We start from the raw sequence: 14,749 nt of genomic DNA, 5'->3' as shown, positions 1-14,749 counted from the left end.
CAATAGGGCTTGAACGAATGTGAAAGCCAGCGCCTTGAGGTGCGTGTTAGTAACAAAGGGTTATACCCGAAGAGAAAACCACCCCTTTTCAGGGGGCATTATTGGTATCGTTTTGACATACCCATTTTAAGGTGAAAATAGGCGTTCTACCATTCCTGTGTACAGTGGATATGAAATGCGTTACTCGTTGGAGAACCGAGCTATGTTGAAGCAGTCGTTTTAATGACAAGGGTGTAGGCTGAAGCCATTAATTACGAATACTTTATGAGATAGTTATCGCAGAGCGTTAGTGATGAGGTAACAGTGAATCGATGAGTGTGTAGTATTAATGTCAAAAGTTGTAACTAGTGAATAAATGAAGTGTAGAAAATAAAGGCTTATTCTAAGGTTATCGTTAAAGGATATTGGTAACTTGGAGTAAGTCTTTATTTTAATTTACGAAATCTAAGGAGTATTGTATAATAAAATAAATTAAGTTGATTAAGAGGGAAATATATAATTGAAGTTTCGGAGGTGAATGTGTGATAGAAATTAGACCTAGTTTTAAAGATATAGAATCATTTGAGGAATTTAACAAGTACTATTGGTATCGAGAGGAACTTTCACAAATATGTAAGTCTCTTGGACTAGAGTATAGATGTACAAAGAAAGAATTGAACTATATTATTGAACAATATTTCAAGGGAAATAGAATAGAAAAGTCTACAAGAAAAGTAAACAAAAAACATGCCGAAGTAATATCTTTAAATACACCATTGCTAGAATGTGGTTTTTCTTTTAACCAAAAATTTAGAGATTATTTTTCAGCTGTAACAGGAGTTAGCCCGTTTAAATTCAATGCTGATATGGCAACGGCTTGGAGAAAAGTAAAAAGTGATAACAATAAAGAATTTACAATTCAAGATATGATAAAAATATATTATGGAGAGTCAGATTATGCAAAGTATGATAATTCGACTTGTCAGTGGAATCAATTTCTAAAAGATTTTTGTGCAGATGAATTTAGCAATAATTATTCTAACAAGTTAAAAGTTGCAGCTATCCTTTGGAAAGAAGTTAGAAATTCAAAAAATGAAAAAATTTATTCAAAACAACTTCTAAATGAATATGGATTCAAATTAGAGGAGTACCGCAAATAAAAATATATCGGATATTTTTTAACGATAGCTCACATTTGAAAAATTACGAGGAGATTATAAGATGAATAGTTATATAAAGTTAAATGAAGATAGATGGAATAATGTAAAAAATGACTATACCGAGCCGTTGACACACGAACAATTAGAAGAAGCTAGAAATAATCCAATTTCTGTTGCATTAACTGTTGGGAAAAAAGTTCCAAAAGAATGGTTTGAAAAAGCAAACGGGAAAAAGATATTAGGTTTAGCTTGTGGTGGTGGTCAGCAAGGCCCAGTTTTTGCTGTAAAAGGTTATGATGTAACTATAATGGATTTTTCTAAATCACAATTGCAAAGAGATGAAATGGTTGCTAAAAGAGAAGGCTTAAATATCAACACAGTTCAAAGCGATATGACAAAACCATTTCCATTTGAAAATGAAACATTTGATATTATTTTTAATCCAGTTTCAAATGTATATGTAGAAGATTTAGAAAATATATATAAAGAAGCCTCTCGAGTATTGAAAAAGGGTGGATTGTTAATGGTTGGATTTATGAATCCTTGGATATACATGTATGATGTTGACATTGTATGGGACAAACCCGATGAAGAATTACTTTTAAAATTCTCAATACCTTTTAATTCGAGAGAGCTTGAAGAGGAAGGCAAGATAACTATAAACCCAGAATATGGATATGAATTTAGCCATACCTTAGAAACTCAGATTAGAGGACAACTTAAAAATGGTCTTGCTATGATAGATTTTTATGAATCGTGTGACAAAAGACATAGACTATCACGTTATGGAAACGACTATATAGCTACACTTTGCATTAAACTATAATGGTATAGAACATACTTTAGGAGAATAGCCCTTGTTATTTTCCATAAGAGTTAAAATCTAAATCCTAGTCTGTCTAACTCAAATAATCAAATAAAACGCTATAAAATAGCCATTTATTAAACGGTAAGTCAAAAAAATTTACTGTTCAGATTATATAATTTCATATAAGAAATCATTATTTTTAAAATTTAGGTAGTTATTAGTAGATAACATTATAATACTGATAATCTCTATCAGTAGAATATATTTGTTGTTTCCTAACTCTTAGTATATAATCTTTAATTAAGAGATATACATATTTAGGAGAACAAGAATGAAGTTAGAAGATTTTACAGAACAGGAACAAAAACAGATAAAGAAAGGTCTTACTTTTTCAGTAATTAGTGATAGAGAAACTGCTGATAGAATACTTTCATTAGTTCCTGAAGAATTAATGAAGAAGATTCCATTTTTCGTAAGAAAACATGCTAACACACGTACAGTAAAGAGAATTTCTGTTGAGTATCCAGAACTTTATGCAGCGGCTCAACAAGAAGGTGAATGGCCAGAAAAAGAAAAAGAAGAGCTACGTAAAGTTATTACAAATATTTTCCAAGAGAAAATGAATAAACATCAAATTAGATAATATAGGATTTGAAAATTATAGATATTATTATTATGTACCAGAATCAAAAGAGTAAAGTAGAATACTAAGCTTTTGATTCTGGTATTTTAATATTATAAGTTATTAAAATAGGTTCATACTTGCTCAATTTTAATAGATATAATATAATTATAAAGATAGTATAATGAGTGAATTGTAATTTTTAAACAATTTGATAAGGAGAAAATTATGTTTAGTAAGAGAAAATATTCGATAAGAAAGGTTTCAGTAGGTATTGCTAGTGTATTAATAGGTATTACTGCAGGATCTTTTGGAACAGCTTATGCGCACGAAGATGTAAATAATATTGTTGTAAATTCTGAAGTTACTCACGATGTTAATTTAGAACATGTAAACAAACCTGTTTTAGAAAAAACAGAAAAAATAAAAACTAAAGCTGATTCGGCTCCAAGGCCTACAGAACCTAATGCACTTACTGTGTGCGAAGATTGTAAACAGGAAGGAAAAATTATAGAACATCATAGTGTAGGTGTAACAGATAAAACTATTTCAGTTAAATCTAAAACAGAAGAAATTTCTCTTGAAAAAACTTCAAAAACTACAGAACCTGTGGTAACTACACCGGCTCCAGTGGTAAAAGTTCACAAAGAAGAGAAATTAGTTGAATCTATTTTAGAAGATAAGGTTGATTGGAATTCAATTGATGAAAAAGAATTTGTAAATTATCTATTAGCTGGTATTAAAGTTGATAAAAAGAAAGAACAGGAAATAAAAACTGTCTGGTTAGTTAAAGTTAAAGAATTGTTAGCAGTTAATCCTAATAATGAAAATCTTAAAAAAGTGAAATCTATTTTAGAAAATACTTTAAAGAATGAACCTTCAGTTGAAAAAGAAGGCAAAAAAGATAGCCCTAAAGAAGAAAAAGTTACTGGTGAAAAAAAAGAAAATAAAGAAGTGACTAAAGAGACTGATAAGAAGGAAACTCCAAAAGAAAACAAAGTTTCTGAGAATAAGAAAGAAAAAAACGAAGTAAAAGAAGATAAAAAAGAAACTCCTAAAGAGCAAGCTCTTCCTGGAGACAAGAAAGAAGTTCCTAGCAAAGAAACTTCAAAAGTGATTCCAAGTAAACAAGAAGTAACTAATGATAAAAAACAAGAAACTCCAACAAATACTGCTAAGGTAGAAAACAATGTTTTATCAGCGAAACTTTCAGGACGTGATGTAGCTGTATTATTTGATAAAGATAAAATAAAAGCTGATAATGTTTTTGTAGGATCAATTAATGATGAAAATCTAAATAAAACTATTATCGAAAAATTAGGTAGTGAATATAAAGTTGTGGAAGTATTTGAAATTCATTTTGAAAAAGATGGGAAAAAGCTAGATAGTGATGCAGAACGTACAGTTAAAATGTCTGTTGTAAAAAATGATGATGCAGAACTAGAAGTATATCATATTGCGGAAAATAATGAACTAGAAAAAGTTGAAAGTAGTTTTAGTGAAGGATTTATACAATTTAAAATAAATCATTTTAGTAAATTTACTATTCTAGAGAGAATCAGAGTAGGTGCTAAGGATTTAGAAAGTCGTGTTCAAATAGTGACATCGGTAAAAGCTGAATATAAGCCTGAGAACAAAAAAGAAGAGTCTGATAATAGTAATAAAACGAATAGTAATAAAACTAATAGTGATACAAAAGAAAATAATACAAAAGAAAATGAACAACTACCGAAAACTGGTTTAGAAACAGGACAAACTGTTACTTTTGCGTTATTAGCTTTAGGGGCTGCAATAGCAATTAGAAGGAAACAAAATCAATAAAATCTAAGAAATTATCACACTTAGATATAGAAAATAAACTCGAATTAGGAGCTTATCCTAGTTTCGAGTTTATTTTTGGTTTATAAATTTATGTCCAGTATATTGAAAGATTCTCACCATCTTGTTTTCTAAAGGAGTTTGAACTTTAAAAAAGAAGTAGTGGTCTCTTTTATCTTTTGATTTATTAGCGGTTAATCTGAAAAAATTGCTATTGTTATTTACCATTAAACTTAAAATATCATCTGTTAAAAATGTTAGAGGAATATTTAATGCGGAATATTTATAGAAATCTTTTTCAAATTGATCATAGTTACTGCTAAAATAATCGAATTGTACTTCGTGTTGATTAAGTTTATTCATAGTCTAATTCCTCTGCTAGTGAAACTTTTAGAATATCATTAATTGAAACTTGTAATATGTTTTGTTTAGTAGAAAAATAAATAGTATCTTTGCCACAATCAACAACTTTCCCTAGATATGGTTCACGTTGATTGAGGATATATAAATATGCTAGTCCTTTAAAGAAATATAGCTGATTTAGTAACAATCTTTTTTCATCTTTATCCATATTATTGGAAAAGTCTATGGTGTCACCTTGTGTATTGATTGCGGTAGTATGCTCTGAGATGAAAAATCCCATCCATTTTGCCATACCACGATCAGCATATTCTCTTGCGGATTTATAAGGGAGATAATTTCTGTTTATCATATTATTCCATCCATGCCACCGGCATGTCCTCCTACTAATTTACTTCTTTCTTTAACACGTGAACCTTCCATCAACATACTTCCGTTTTGTACAGAGAGAAATCCATATTTATCACGTATGCTATCTAATGTTTTATCTATTTTTCTTTGTTTTTCAATAGCTTCAATATCATCGAATAGAGAGTATATTGTAAGATTATCATCTACTAAGTTATCGTATCTAACTGCGATAGAACGTACAGCACCACCATCATATTTACTTCTAAAGAGTTCTAAAACATAATCGGTTAGTTGCTTTGTGCTTTGAGTAGGATTAATCTTTTTAGATGCGTTAATAGATTTTTTATTTTCAATTCTACTGTAACTAATATGAATATGTACGGATTTTGCGTTCTTCTTAATTCTTCTTAGTCTTATGGCGACTTGTTCAGCCATTTCAGATAAAACTAATTCTATTTGTGATTTTATTTTATAGTCTTTAGGAAGGACTTGGGAGTTACCTAAACCTTTTGATTTTGGCTTATAAGGTTTTGAGGGCTTACTTTCATCTATACCATTTGCGTGGAACCATAGCTGAACTCCGATAATTCCAAATTCTTTTTTTAGTATATCAGGATTAGCATTTGCTAAATCTTTAACAGAATCTATTTTTAATTTATTTAATCTTTTTTCTGTTCTTTTTCCTATACCCCAAAAATCAGTAAGAGTTGGTATACTCCACACTTTTGTTTCAACATCTTCGTATGACCAATTTGCTCGCATAGTAGGAGTTTTCTTAGCTTCATTATCTAAAGCAAGTTTTGCTAGAAGTGGATTAGAATTGCTCATGCCCACAGTTGAGTATACTCCTGTTTTTTTCCATATATCATGTTGGATTTTCGCACAAATTATGTCCAATTTTTCTTTTCTTGTTTTAGTAGAATCTTTTATGAAGTAATTAAGGGACTGAGTTAAATCGATAAAACCTTCATCAATCGAGTAGGGATGGATATCTTCGTCTGGAACATAATTTTTTAGTACGTTGAGTATTTGTATATTTTTCTCAATATATAGAGTCATTCTTGGGGGGACTATTAATGTTTTCTTAGCCCAAGATTCAATGTGTTTAATATATTCTGGAGTTATTTTAAGCCCTTGTCTTTTTGCATTATAAAACGAAAAACGTCGTGTATTGATATCAAAAGGCAGATCGTAACTTCTTCCAACATTATTTTTTCCGAAAACTTCTTTAAATATAGGAGAGCTGGCTAAGATTAGACCATTAGAATTATCACTTCTACTCATTACACAAAGTGAGGTAGTTAGCGGATTAAGTCCACGTTCTACACATTCGACACTAGCGTAAAAAGATTTCATGTCTATAAACGCTATGTCAGAATGAGGTTCTAATGTGTAGTCAATTATTCCCATGGATTTACACCTCTGTTATTGGTTTGAACGAATCTGTGACTATTCCTACAATATGTACTTCTTCTATAGGAGCCATTATGTCTTTATAACTATCGTTGATAGAAACTAAGCGAACAATATTGCCCTCCAAATAAACTTTTTTTATGTATGTTTCTTCATTGTAGACTACAGCGTAAACTAATCCGTCAAAATCATACCCAGTTTTCTTAATTAGGGCGACATTTCCGCTATGGTATTTAGGTTCCATAGAATCCCCATCAATCCATGAAGCTATATCATAAGGGATATCTTTATCAAAATAAACTGTATCGAAATCATAGTTTTCATAGTAGAAATTTCCTAGTCCAGCTGATAATTTTGCGTGAACTTGATATTTATGTAATTGAGAAATATATAGTTTATTCGCTATAGTCAAAAGTTTCTTTTGATTTATATCGTTTAACTGTAGATATTTATTAACTATTTCGTATTCTGATTCAAAATAGGTAGTTTCTACATTGAAATAAAGAGCTAGTTCTTCTAAATTTTTCTTATTAGGAACATATTTACCTTTTTCCCAACTATTGTAGGCAGCACGAGTAACACCAAGATATTCAGCTACTGCAGTTTGAGAAACTTTTCTTTTAGTACGCAAAGATTTTAATCTATTATTGCAAAACATAACTACCTCCGTTTATAATATTTGTAAAGTTATAACTTTACAAATATTATAAATTAAAAAATAGAATTTGTCAAAGTATAAATAAAAAGAATTGGCTCAGAAATTTTTATTTCTGGCCAATTCTAGATAATTAATTAGCATTAAATATTATTTGATTACATATTCATATTAACACGGTGCCATTCGTTTATAACATATGAAAGTTGTCCAATTTGGTTTAAACCAACAAGATTAATTTCTTGGGTAGCAGGAGTTGTTCCACCTAAACCAGCCGTATATAGAGCAATAATATAAGGTGTTTTTTCATAAACTATTGCATCAACGTTTAGTGCATCATTAACATAACCTGGTTTTTGTTCAATTTGGAGATTTGGTAAATATCGTTTATAGTATTCACCTGGGAATGATTCTCCAATATATCGACGAAGATCCTTATATTTTTCTTTACCATCCCATAGATGTTGAAGAACTTGGATGTAATAATTAGTTGTAGTTTTGTTATCAGTACTGAAAGTTTTTAGTTCTCCTTTAGACTCTCCGTATCTATTATACATTTTATATACTTCACTCATACCGCCTAAGCGGTCACCAAGAGCATATGCTGGAGTATTTTCTGAATAAACTAATGAATACTGTTGCATTTCTGGAATAGTCATAGCCCCATTAAAAGCTCTAACATATGCATCGTGCTCTCCGATATATTCATACTCTGTTTTAGTTATATCATATCGTTTGGTCATTGATAAATTATATTTATCAAAATCATCGACAATTATCATATTAAGTGGAAGTTTGTAAGTTGAACCAGCAGTCATTGGTTGAGTCTCATTCATTTCTATTAGTTCCCCAGTGTTTAAGTTTTTATATGAGAAAGCTACTTGAGAATTTTTAATTCCATTTGCTTTTAGGTAAGCTTGGACAACTTCAGGTAGAGTCATATTTACATAATCAAAATTTAAACCTAGTGATTTTATAGTTGCCGCATCAGCAGCCATCGTAGCTTGTTTTTCTTCTAAAGATTTAACTTTTTTCTCTGGTTCTTTTGCTTCGTCTTTATTATCATTTTGTTCAGCATTAGCTTGTTCGTTTGTATTATCTGTTTTATTAGCATGCCAATAAGATATTATATTATTTAAATTTACAATATGCTTTTTATTTAAATAATAAAGAGCAGCTATGGATATTAAAAATAGAGAAGATAATAATATTATAATTTTTTTAATTTTCGACATAGGTTCCTTCGACATAAATTCTCCTGTTTATATTTATTTCGTTAACCTAATAATTATAAATGATAAAATGCGAAATTTCAAGTAATATCTAAGGGGAATTAGGGTGGATTTTTAAAAATTAAATGTAGTCAAATTTGATAGAGTTATAGAAAAAGAGTAATAAATTATAGCATAATATTAATGTTGAAATAGTTAACGGAAACACATTAATTTTAAAATTTTGAGGAGAACGTTATTAGTGGATTGTGGTCACGTGGAAATTCGAAATGAATTTTATAGAGTTTAAGAGAAAGAGAGAATTTTATTTTACTATCTATATGTATTAAATTATGGTATTATTATAGGAATTATAAAGTAAGTAATTTCATAGGAGATCAAATGACAAAAAGAAAACAGGTGAACTTAGTTATATTTTTTATTGGAATATTTATCTTAATGGCTAGTGGGTATAATAGTTTCTTAAAACCTTTAGATAATGCAATTATTAATTTTATTCAAGGATTAGAGAATTCAGTACTTACTAGTATATATTTAAATATGACCAATATAGCAGATATGAAACAAAGTGCAATAATAACAGTTATGATAGTTATAATATTATTCGCAAGGAAGTTTAAAAGAGAGGCTTTATTTTTAACTCTTACAATGGGAACATGCGGTATAGTGATGGATTTTATTAAAACAATATTTAATCGTCCACGTCCAAATATTCATCGATTAGTAGAGTTGAATAGTTTAAGTTTTCCTAGTGGACATTCAACTTCAGCCACAATATTATATTTATCGATAGCTTTAATATCTATAAAATTGATGAAGAAAACTACATATACTCCAATTCTTGTAGCTACAGTTGGAATTTTATTTATAGTAAGCTCTAGAATTTATTTAGGAGTTCATTATCCAACTGATACGATAGCGGGGGTATCTTTAGGGAGTGCAATAGTTCTAATTTACAATCTAATTTATTATAGTAGGAAGTAAGGTGAAACAGTATGAAGAGAATCTTATTGATAACAGGCTCATTTGGGAACGGGCATCTGCAAGTTTCAAAAAACGTTAGAGAAATATTTGAAAAGTACTATGGTGATAAAGTGACAGTAATAGAGTCTGATTTATTTTTACAGGCACATCCGAATTTAACGCCTGTTTTGAAAAAGTTGTATCTATATAGCTTTTCGTATTTTAGAGATATCTATGGCTATTTATATTATGCTGGTAGGAATCAAAGTGATATCTCTGTCTACAGGTATTTTAGTTATGAGTATTTAAAAAGATTAATGAAAGAAGTTAAACCAGACATTATTATATCTACATTTCCGACACCAGCATTATCTCTGTTAAAAAATAAAAAGATACCAATAGTAAATATAATAACAGATTATCATTTTCATAAAAGTTGGCTAACAAAAGGAGCGTTTCGATACTACGTTGCGACTAATGATACTGAAAAAGAGTTGTTGAAATTAGGGGTAGAAAAAAACAAGATTAAAAAATTTGGTATACCGATTGCAGAAAAATTTGATGATATTCTTGATGTTGATAGTTGGTTAAAAGATAACGGTCTAAGTACTACAAAAAATACAGTTTTATTATCTGCCGGAGCTTTCGGGGTATCTACTGACTTTGCAATGCTTATCGAGCAATTGAAAAAGAAAAGTAACGATGTTCAAGTAGTAGTAATTTGTGGTAAAAATAAGAAGTTGAAAAACGAGTTAGATTATAAATACAGTAGAGATAAAGATGTTAAGATTTTTGGATATACAGAGAATATGTGTGAGTGGATGAAATCTTCTAGTGTACTTATAACAAAGGCTGGGGGAGTAACTATATCTGAAGCGTTAGCGAGTAATATTCTATTAATTCTTTTTAATCCAGTACCAGGTCAGGAGATGGAGAATGCTAGATACTTCAAGAAACATAATATGGCCAAAATTGCTAAAAATCAAGAGGAAGTACTGAAATATGTAGAACAATTATTATCGAAAGATAACATTGAAAAAATGAAGTCCAATATGAGGGGGAATTATTTACCCAAGGCTAGTTACAATATATGTGAAGATATAATGAGTTATTTAGACTCAATATAAAATTATATTTTAGATAATTATAAATATTTAGATACCGACTTAAAAGTTAGAAGAGAATCTAATTTTTGAATCGGTATTTTTTTAAAATATTTTATTCAGATAAAATTTATAGAAAGTCACTGTATATGCTATAATATCATATAGAGGTGTTAATATATGAAAAAAATTTCGTATGAGGAATTTAGTGAACGATTAAAACACGGGGAAAAGAATTTTAATGACTTGATTTTTGAAGATATGAATTTAAAAGGGTTTAATTTATCGAGATTAGATTTTTCTTCTTCAAATTTTATCAATGTAGATTTTAGTAATGTAGATTTTACAGATAGTAATCTAGAAAATTGTCTTCTAGATGATTGTAATATGAAAAATGCTCTTTTTGTTAATTCGAATCTAAAAAAAGCATCGATGAGAAGGGTGAATTTACAAAATGCCAATATTAAGGGTGCCAAGTTATATGCAGCTGTTTTAGAAGGTGCAAATTTAAAAAATATTATTTTTGATAATAAAACGGAGTATTTTAAATTATATTGTCCTGAACAAGGAGCGTTTATTGCTTATAAAAAAGGACTTAATAATAGAATTATAAAGCTTTTGATACCAAGTGATTCAAAAAGAGTATCTTCAACTAGAAACTGTTGCAGATGTGATAAGGCTAAGGTATTAGAAATAAAAAATTTTGAAGGTACTATTTTTTATGACGAAGCATGGTCAACTGTTGCTGAGGACTTTTGTTATAAACTTGGAGAGTGGGTTTATGCAGGAAATTTCAATGAAGATCGATGGTATGATTCAACCGGAGGTATTCATTTTTGGATGATAGAAGAAGAGGCAAAAAAATATTAAAAATAAAAGATGTAGGAGATAAAAGTGAGAATAGCTTTACTTTGTAGATATGATGGTAGCAATTACCATGGATTTCAAATACAACCAAATAATAATACAATTCAAGAAGAAATTGAGAAGAGTTTAAAGAAAATTAATAAAAAAGATGTGCGACTTTATATGAGTGGAAGAACGGACAGTGGTGTTCATGCCTATGGGCAGGTATTACATTTTGATACTGATTTAAATATTCCAGATGTTGCCTGGGTTAAGGCTTTAAATGCTACTATTCCAAAAGATATTAGAATAGTGGGAGCAACGACAGTTTCAGAGGATTTCCATGTTAGATATAATAGTACACAAAAAACATATTATTATAAATTATACATCGGAAGAGAAGTTGATCCATTTTTATTAAATTATGTAGGTAAACATAGTTTTGATTTTAATTTTGAAAAGGCTCAAGAGGCACTGAAGTATTTTATAGGAGAACACGACTTTTCATCATTTTGTTCGAAAAACTCTAGTGTTGAGGATAAGGTTAGGACGATATATAGTTTAACTATGGAAAAAGATCCGATTAACCCTAACATTGTAAACTTTGAAATTACAGGGAATGGTTTCTTATATAATATGGTTAGGATAATTATTGGAACTATACAAAATGTAGCTGCTGGTAAATATGAAGCGGACTATATAAAAGAAATATTAGATAAAAAAGAACGTCAATTTGCTGGTCCTAAGGCAGATGCTGCAGGATTATACCTAAAAGAGGTAGTATATGATGATGATAAGGTAAATGAGTTTATTAAAAATAGTTTACAGAGTTATTGTAATAAATAATTTATATTAATATATTTAAGGATGAATTCTTGTTTAGATTGAGAAAAATCGTGATATTTGGTATAATAAAAAGATATTCTATAGAAAATTAGGTAATAAAATGATAAAATTTGAAGATGTTTTTTTTCAGTATTCTAGTTCTAAAAAGACTGCATTATCAAATATAAATTTAGAAATAAAAGAAGGGCATTGGCTAAGTGTCTTAGGAAAAAATGGAAGTGGAAAATCAACGTTAATGAAGTTGATTTACGGTCAGAATCTAGCAACTTCTGGGAAGGTTCTATTTAATAATGAAGAATACAGTAAAGAAATTTATGATGATATAAAAAATAAAATAGCTATAGTATTTCAAAATCCTGACAACCAATTTGTAGGTTCTACTGTAGAAGAAGACATTGCTTTTGGGCTTGAAAACAGGAATATACCACAAGAAGATATGGATAAAATAATAGATGAGGTTTTAGAGATTGTAGATATGAGTGACTACAGAAAATATGAGCCGTCATCACTGTCAGGTGGGCAAAAACAACGGGTTGCAATAGCATCTTCACTAGCTTTAAAGCCTGAGATTTTAATATTGGATGAGGCTACGAGTATGCTTGATCCAAAGGCAAGAAAGTCCATTTTAGGGTATATAAAAAAAATTAATAGAGAAAAAGGAATAACTATAATATCAATTACTCATGATGCAGAAGAGAGTATTTATTCGGATGATATTGTTATATTAGAAGGTGGAGAAATAGTTTATCATGGAGACTATACTACATTATATTCTGATACGACAATACTCGAAAAATATAGTTTAGAAGTTCCTTTTGTAGAAAGAGTAAAAAAAGATATAAATAATTACCTAAATCAAGATATATTTGAAATAGAAGAAGATGAGGAGAGTGTAGTGAAAAAAATATGCAAATTAGTTTAAAAAATGTAAGCTATACTTATAATTATAAAACCCCTTATGCAAGAGAAGTATTGAAAGATATTAACTTGAACGTAGAAAAAGGAAGTTATACAGTTATAATAGGTAAGACTGGGAGTGGTAAATCTACTCTTATAGAGCATATTAATGGTTTATTATTACCTACACAAGGAGAAGTATTGGTAAATAATGTACTAATTACTAATCCGAAAAGTAAAAAAGAAAAGCGTGAACTGGCCAAAAAATTAAAAGTATTAAGACAAGATGTTGCCGTATTATTCCAATTTTCTGAGCAACAATTATTTGAAACAAGTGTATTAAAAGATATTATCTTTGCACCATTAAACTACGGTATATCAGAAGAAAGAGCCATTTCTAAAGCTAAAGAATTAATAAAGTTAGTCGGATTAGATGAGAGTTACTTAGATAAATCACCATTTGAACTTTCTGGTGGAGAGATGAGAAAAGTCGCTCTATGTGGAGTACTTGCTCTAGAACCAAAAGTATTGATATTAGATGAGCCAACAGTAGCTTTAGATTATAAGAGTCGTGAAGAAATCATGACCATGGTTAAAAAACTTAAAGACGAACTTAATATGACAATAATTCTTATATCTCATAATATGAACTATGTATTAGAATATGCAGATAAAGTTTTTGTTTTGAAAAATGGAAGAATTAATTTTGAAGGAACAGTAGAGGAACTTTTTGAAGATAAACAGCTTCTTAAAGAAAATTCACTGGAACAACCAGAATTACTAAAATTTTATAATAAGCTGCAAGAAAATAATATTAAGCTAGATGTATTTCCTAGGAAATACGAAGATTTAATAGGTGCTTTAAAAAATAAGATAGGAAGTAGTGTAAATGAATAATTCATTAATAAGTAAATATATTCCATTGAATACAATTATTCATAATCTAGATCCTAGAGCGAAAATATTTTTTGTAATTTTGTACTTAGTAGATGTCTTTATTGCTTATAATGTTCTAGAGTTTTCTATCTTGTTTTTAATGTTGATAATGATAGTGATATTATCGAAAACAAGTCTAGCATTTTTAATAAATAGTGTGAAAGCAATTAGTGTATTGATAATATTTACTTCTTTTATTCATCTTGTTTTTAATAAAAAAGGTGAAGTATTGTTAGAGGTGTTGGGCTGGAAGATTTATAGTGGAGCACTTTTTGGAATAGCATTGATAACTGTTAGGTTTATTTTAGTTGTTATGATAATGGTGGTTTTTATGGCTACTACTTCACCAACTGAGATAACTAATGCTATAGAAAAGAGTCTTGGATTTTTACAGAAAGTAGGAATTCCAATTTCAACTTTTGCATTAGTATTATCAATTTCACTAAGATTTATTCCAACTATATTAGAAGAAACTAATAGAATAATAAATGCACAGGTTTCTCGTGGTTCAGATTTTAATGAGGGAAATCTAGCGCAGAAAGTAAGAAAGTTTATTCCAATATTAATCCCCTTATTTATAGCTACTCTAAAAAGAGCTGATGAACTTGCTACTGCAATGGAAGTAAGAGGGTATTCCACAACTGGAATAAGAAGTAAGTATAAAGTATTGAAATATAGTAATCTAGATTATTTAAGTTATATATTAATAATAGTCATTACAATATTAATAATATTGTAGTGTTAAATCAAAGAAAGGAGA

General features: G+C 29.2%; 16 protein-coding genes. 11 read left to right on the top strand and 5 right to left on the bottom strand.

The window, feature by feature from the left end:
• Window positions 1–521 precede the first annotated feature (521 nt).
• From PNO30_RS08090 to PNO30_RS08075, 4 genes are all read left to right on the top strand, one after another.
• Window positions 522–1,139 carry an SAP domain-containing protein gene (locus tag PNO30_RS08090; protein ID WP_271987935.1) on the top strand — a complete coding sequence of 206 codons (618 nt, stop codon included), beginning with the start codon at window positions 522–524 and terminating at the stop codon, window positions 1,137–1,139.
• Window positions 1,140–1,200: 61 nt separating this feature from the next.
• Entirely contained in the window at window positions 1,201–1,965 is a 765-nt protein-coding gene (locus PNO30_RS08085; RefSeq protein WP_271987933.1) for a class I SAM-dependent methyltransferase, read from the top strand.
• Window positions 1,966–2,278: 313 nt separating this feature from the next.
• Window positions 2,279–2,590 carry a hypothetical protein gene (locus PNO30_RS08080; protein ID WP_271987931.1) on the top strand — a complete coding sequence of 104 codons (312 nt, stop codon included), beginning with the start codon at window positions 2,279–2,281 and terminating at the stop codon, window positions 2,588–2,590.
• 207 nt (window positions 2,591–2,797) lie between these two features.
• A complete protein-coding gene (locus tag PNO30_RS08075) occupies window positions 2,798–4,390 on the top strand; it encodes a YSIRK-type signal peptide-containing protein (protein ID WP_271987929.1) in 1,593 nt (530 codons plus the stop codon).
• Window positions 4,391–4,459: 69 nt separating this feature from the next.
• Here the strand turns inward: PNO30_RS08075 and PNO30_RS08070 are convergent, their stop codons facing one another.
• The 5 genes from PNO30_RS08070 to PNO30_RS08050 all read right to left on the bottom strand — a co-directional run bounded on the left by PNO30_RS08070 (window position 4,460) and on the right by PNO30_RS08050 (window position 8,416).
• Complete coding sequence (locus PNO30_RS08070) at window positions 4,460–4,750, bottom strand: DUF5960 family protein (RefSeq protein ID WP_271987927.1); 291 nt, start codon at window positions 4,748–4,750, stop codon at window positions 4,460–4,462.
• A complete protein-coding gene (locus PNO30_RS08065; RefSeq protein WP_271987926.1) occupies window positions 4,743–5,099 on the bottom strand; it encodes a hypothetical protein in 357 nt (118 codons plus the stop codon). The genes PNO30_RS08070 and PNO30_RS08065 overlap by 8 nt, the downstream gene beginning before the upstream one ends.
• Window positions 5,096–6,508 (bottom strand): Y-family DNA polymerase, encoded by a 1,413-nt coding sequence (locus PNO30_RS08060; RefSeq protein ID WP_271987924.1) that lies wholly within the window; start codon window positions 6,506–6,508, stop codon window positions 5,096–5,098. Before PNO30_RS08060 ends, PNO30_RS08065 begins: the two co-directional genes overlap by 4 nt.
• Before the next feature lie 4 nt (window positions 6,509–6,512).
• Window positions 6,513–7,169, bottom strand: coding sequence for a LexA family transcriptional regulator (locus tag PNO30_RS08055; RefSeq protein WP_271964995.1), 657 nt, complete (start codon window positions 7,167–7,169; stop codon window positions 6,513–6,515).
• A 155-nt stretch (window positions 7,170–7,324) separates the two neighbouring features.
• Window positions 7,325–8,416: a serine hydrolase gene (locus PNO30_RS08050; protein WP_271987921.1), complete on the bottom strand. Its 1,092-nt coding sequence runs from the start codon at window positions 8,414–8,416 to the stop codon at window positions 7,325–7,327.
• 363 nt (window positions 8,417–8,779) lie between these two features.
• Here PNO30_RS08050 and PNO30_RS08045 point away from each other — a divergent pair, with 363 nt between their 5' ends.
• The 7 genes from PNO30_RS08045 (at window position 8,780) to PNO30_RS08015 (ending at window position 14,728) form a co-directional block, all read left to right on the top strand.
• Window positions 8,780–9,382, top strand: coding sequence for a phosphatase PAP2 family protein (locus tag PNO30_RS08045; RefSeq protein ID WP_271987920.1), 603 nt, complete (start codon window positions 8,780–8,782; stop codon window positions 9,380–9,382).
• A gap of 11 nt (window positions 9,383–9,393) precedes the next feature.
• On the top strand, window positions 9,394–10,488 hold the full coding sequence (locus PNO30_RS08040) for an MGDG synthase family glycosyltransferase (protein WP_271987918.1): 1,095 nt from the start codon (window positions 9,394–9,396) through the stop codon (window positions 10,486–10,488).
• A 156-nt stretch (window positions 10,489–10,644) separates the two neighbouring features.
• Window positions 10,645–11,334, top strand: a complete 690-nt coding sequence (locus tag PNO30_RS08035) for a pentapeptide repeat-containing protein (protein ID WP_271987916.1) — start codon at window positions 10,645–10,647, stop codon at window positions 11,332–11,334.
• Window positions 11,335–11,358: 24 nt separating this feature from the next.
• A complete protein-coding gene (truA, locus tag PNO30_RS08030; protein WP_271987913.1) occupies window positions 11,359–12,156 on the top strand; it encodes a tRNA pseudouridine(38-40) synthase TruA in 798 nt (265 codons plus the stop codon).
• Window positions 12,157–12,256: 100 nt separating this feature from the next.
• Window positions 12,257–13,078, top strand: a complete 822-nt coding sequence (locus PNO30_RS08025) for an energy-coupling factor transporter ATPase (RefSeq protein WP_271987911.1) — start codon at window positions 12,257–12,259, stop codon at window positions 13,076–13,078.
• Window positions 13,063–13,950: an energy-coupling factor transporter ATPase gene (locus tag PNO30_RS08020; RefSeq protein WP_271987909.1), complete on the top strand. Its 888-nt coding sequence runs from the start codon at window positions 13,063–13,065 to the stop codon at window positions 13,948–13,950. Before PNO30_RS08025 ends, PNO30_RS08020 begins: the two co-directional genes overlap by 16 nt.
• Window positions 13,943–14,728, top strand: coding sequence for an energy-coupling factor transporter transmembrane component T family protein (locus PNO30_RS08015; RefSeq protein WP_271987906.1), 786 nt, complete (start codon window positions 13,943–13,945; stop codon window positions 14,726–14,728). Before PNO30_RS08020 ends, PNO30_RS08015 begins: the two co-directional genes overlap by 8 nt.
• The last annotated feature ends 21 nt before the right edge of the window (window positions 14,729–14,749 follow it).

The organism is Gemella haemolysans (assembly GCF_028308085.1).
Lineage (GTDB): Bacteria > Bacillota > Bacilli > Staphylococcales > Gemellaceae > Gemella > Gemella haemolysans_D.
The sequence above is the reverse complement of the archived record's forward strand: the minus strand, read 5'-3'. Positions and strand labels throughout refer to the sequence as shown.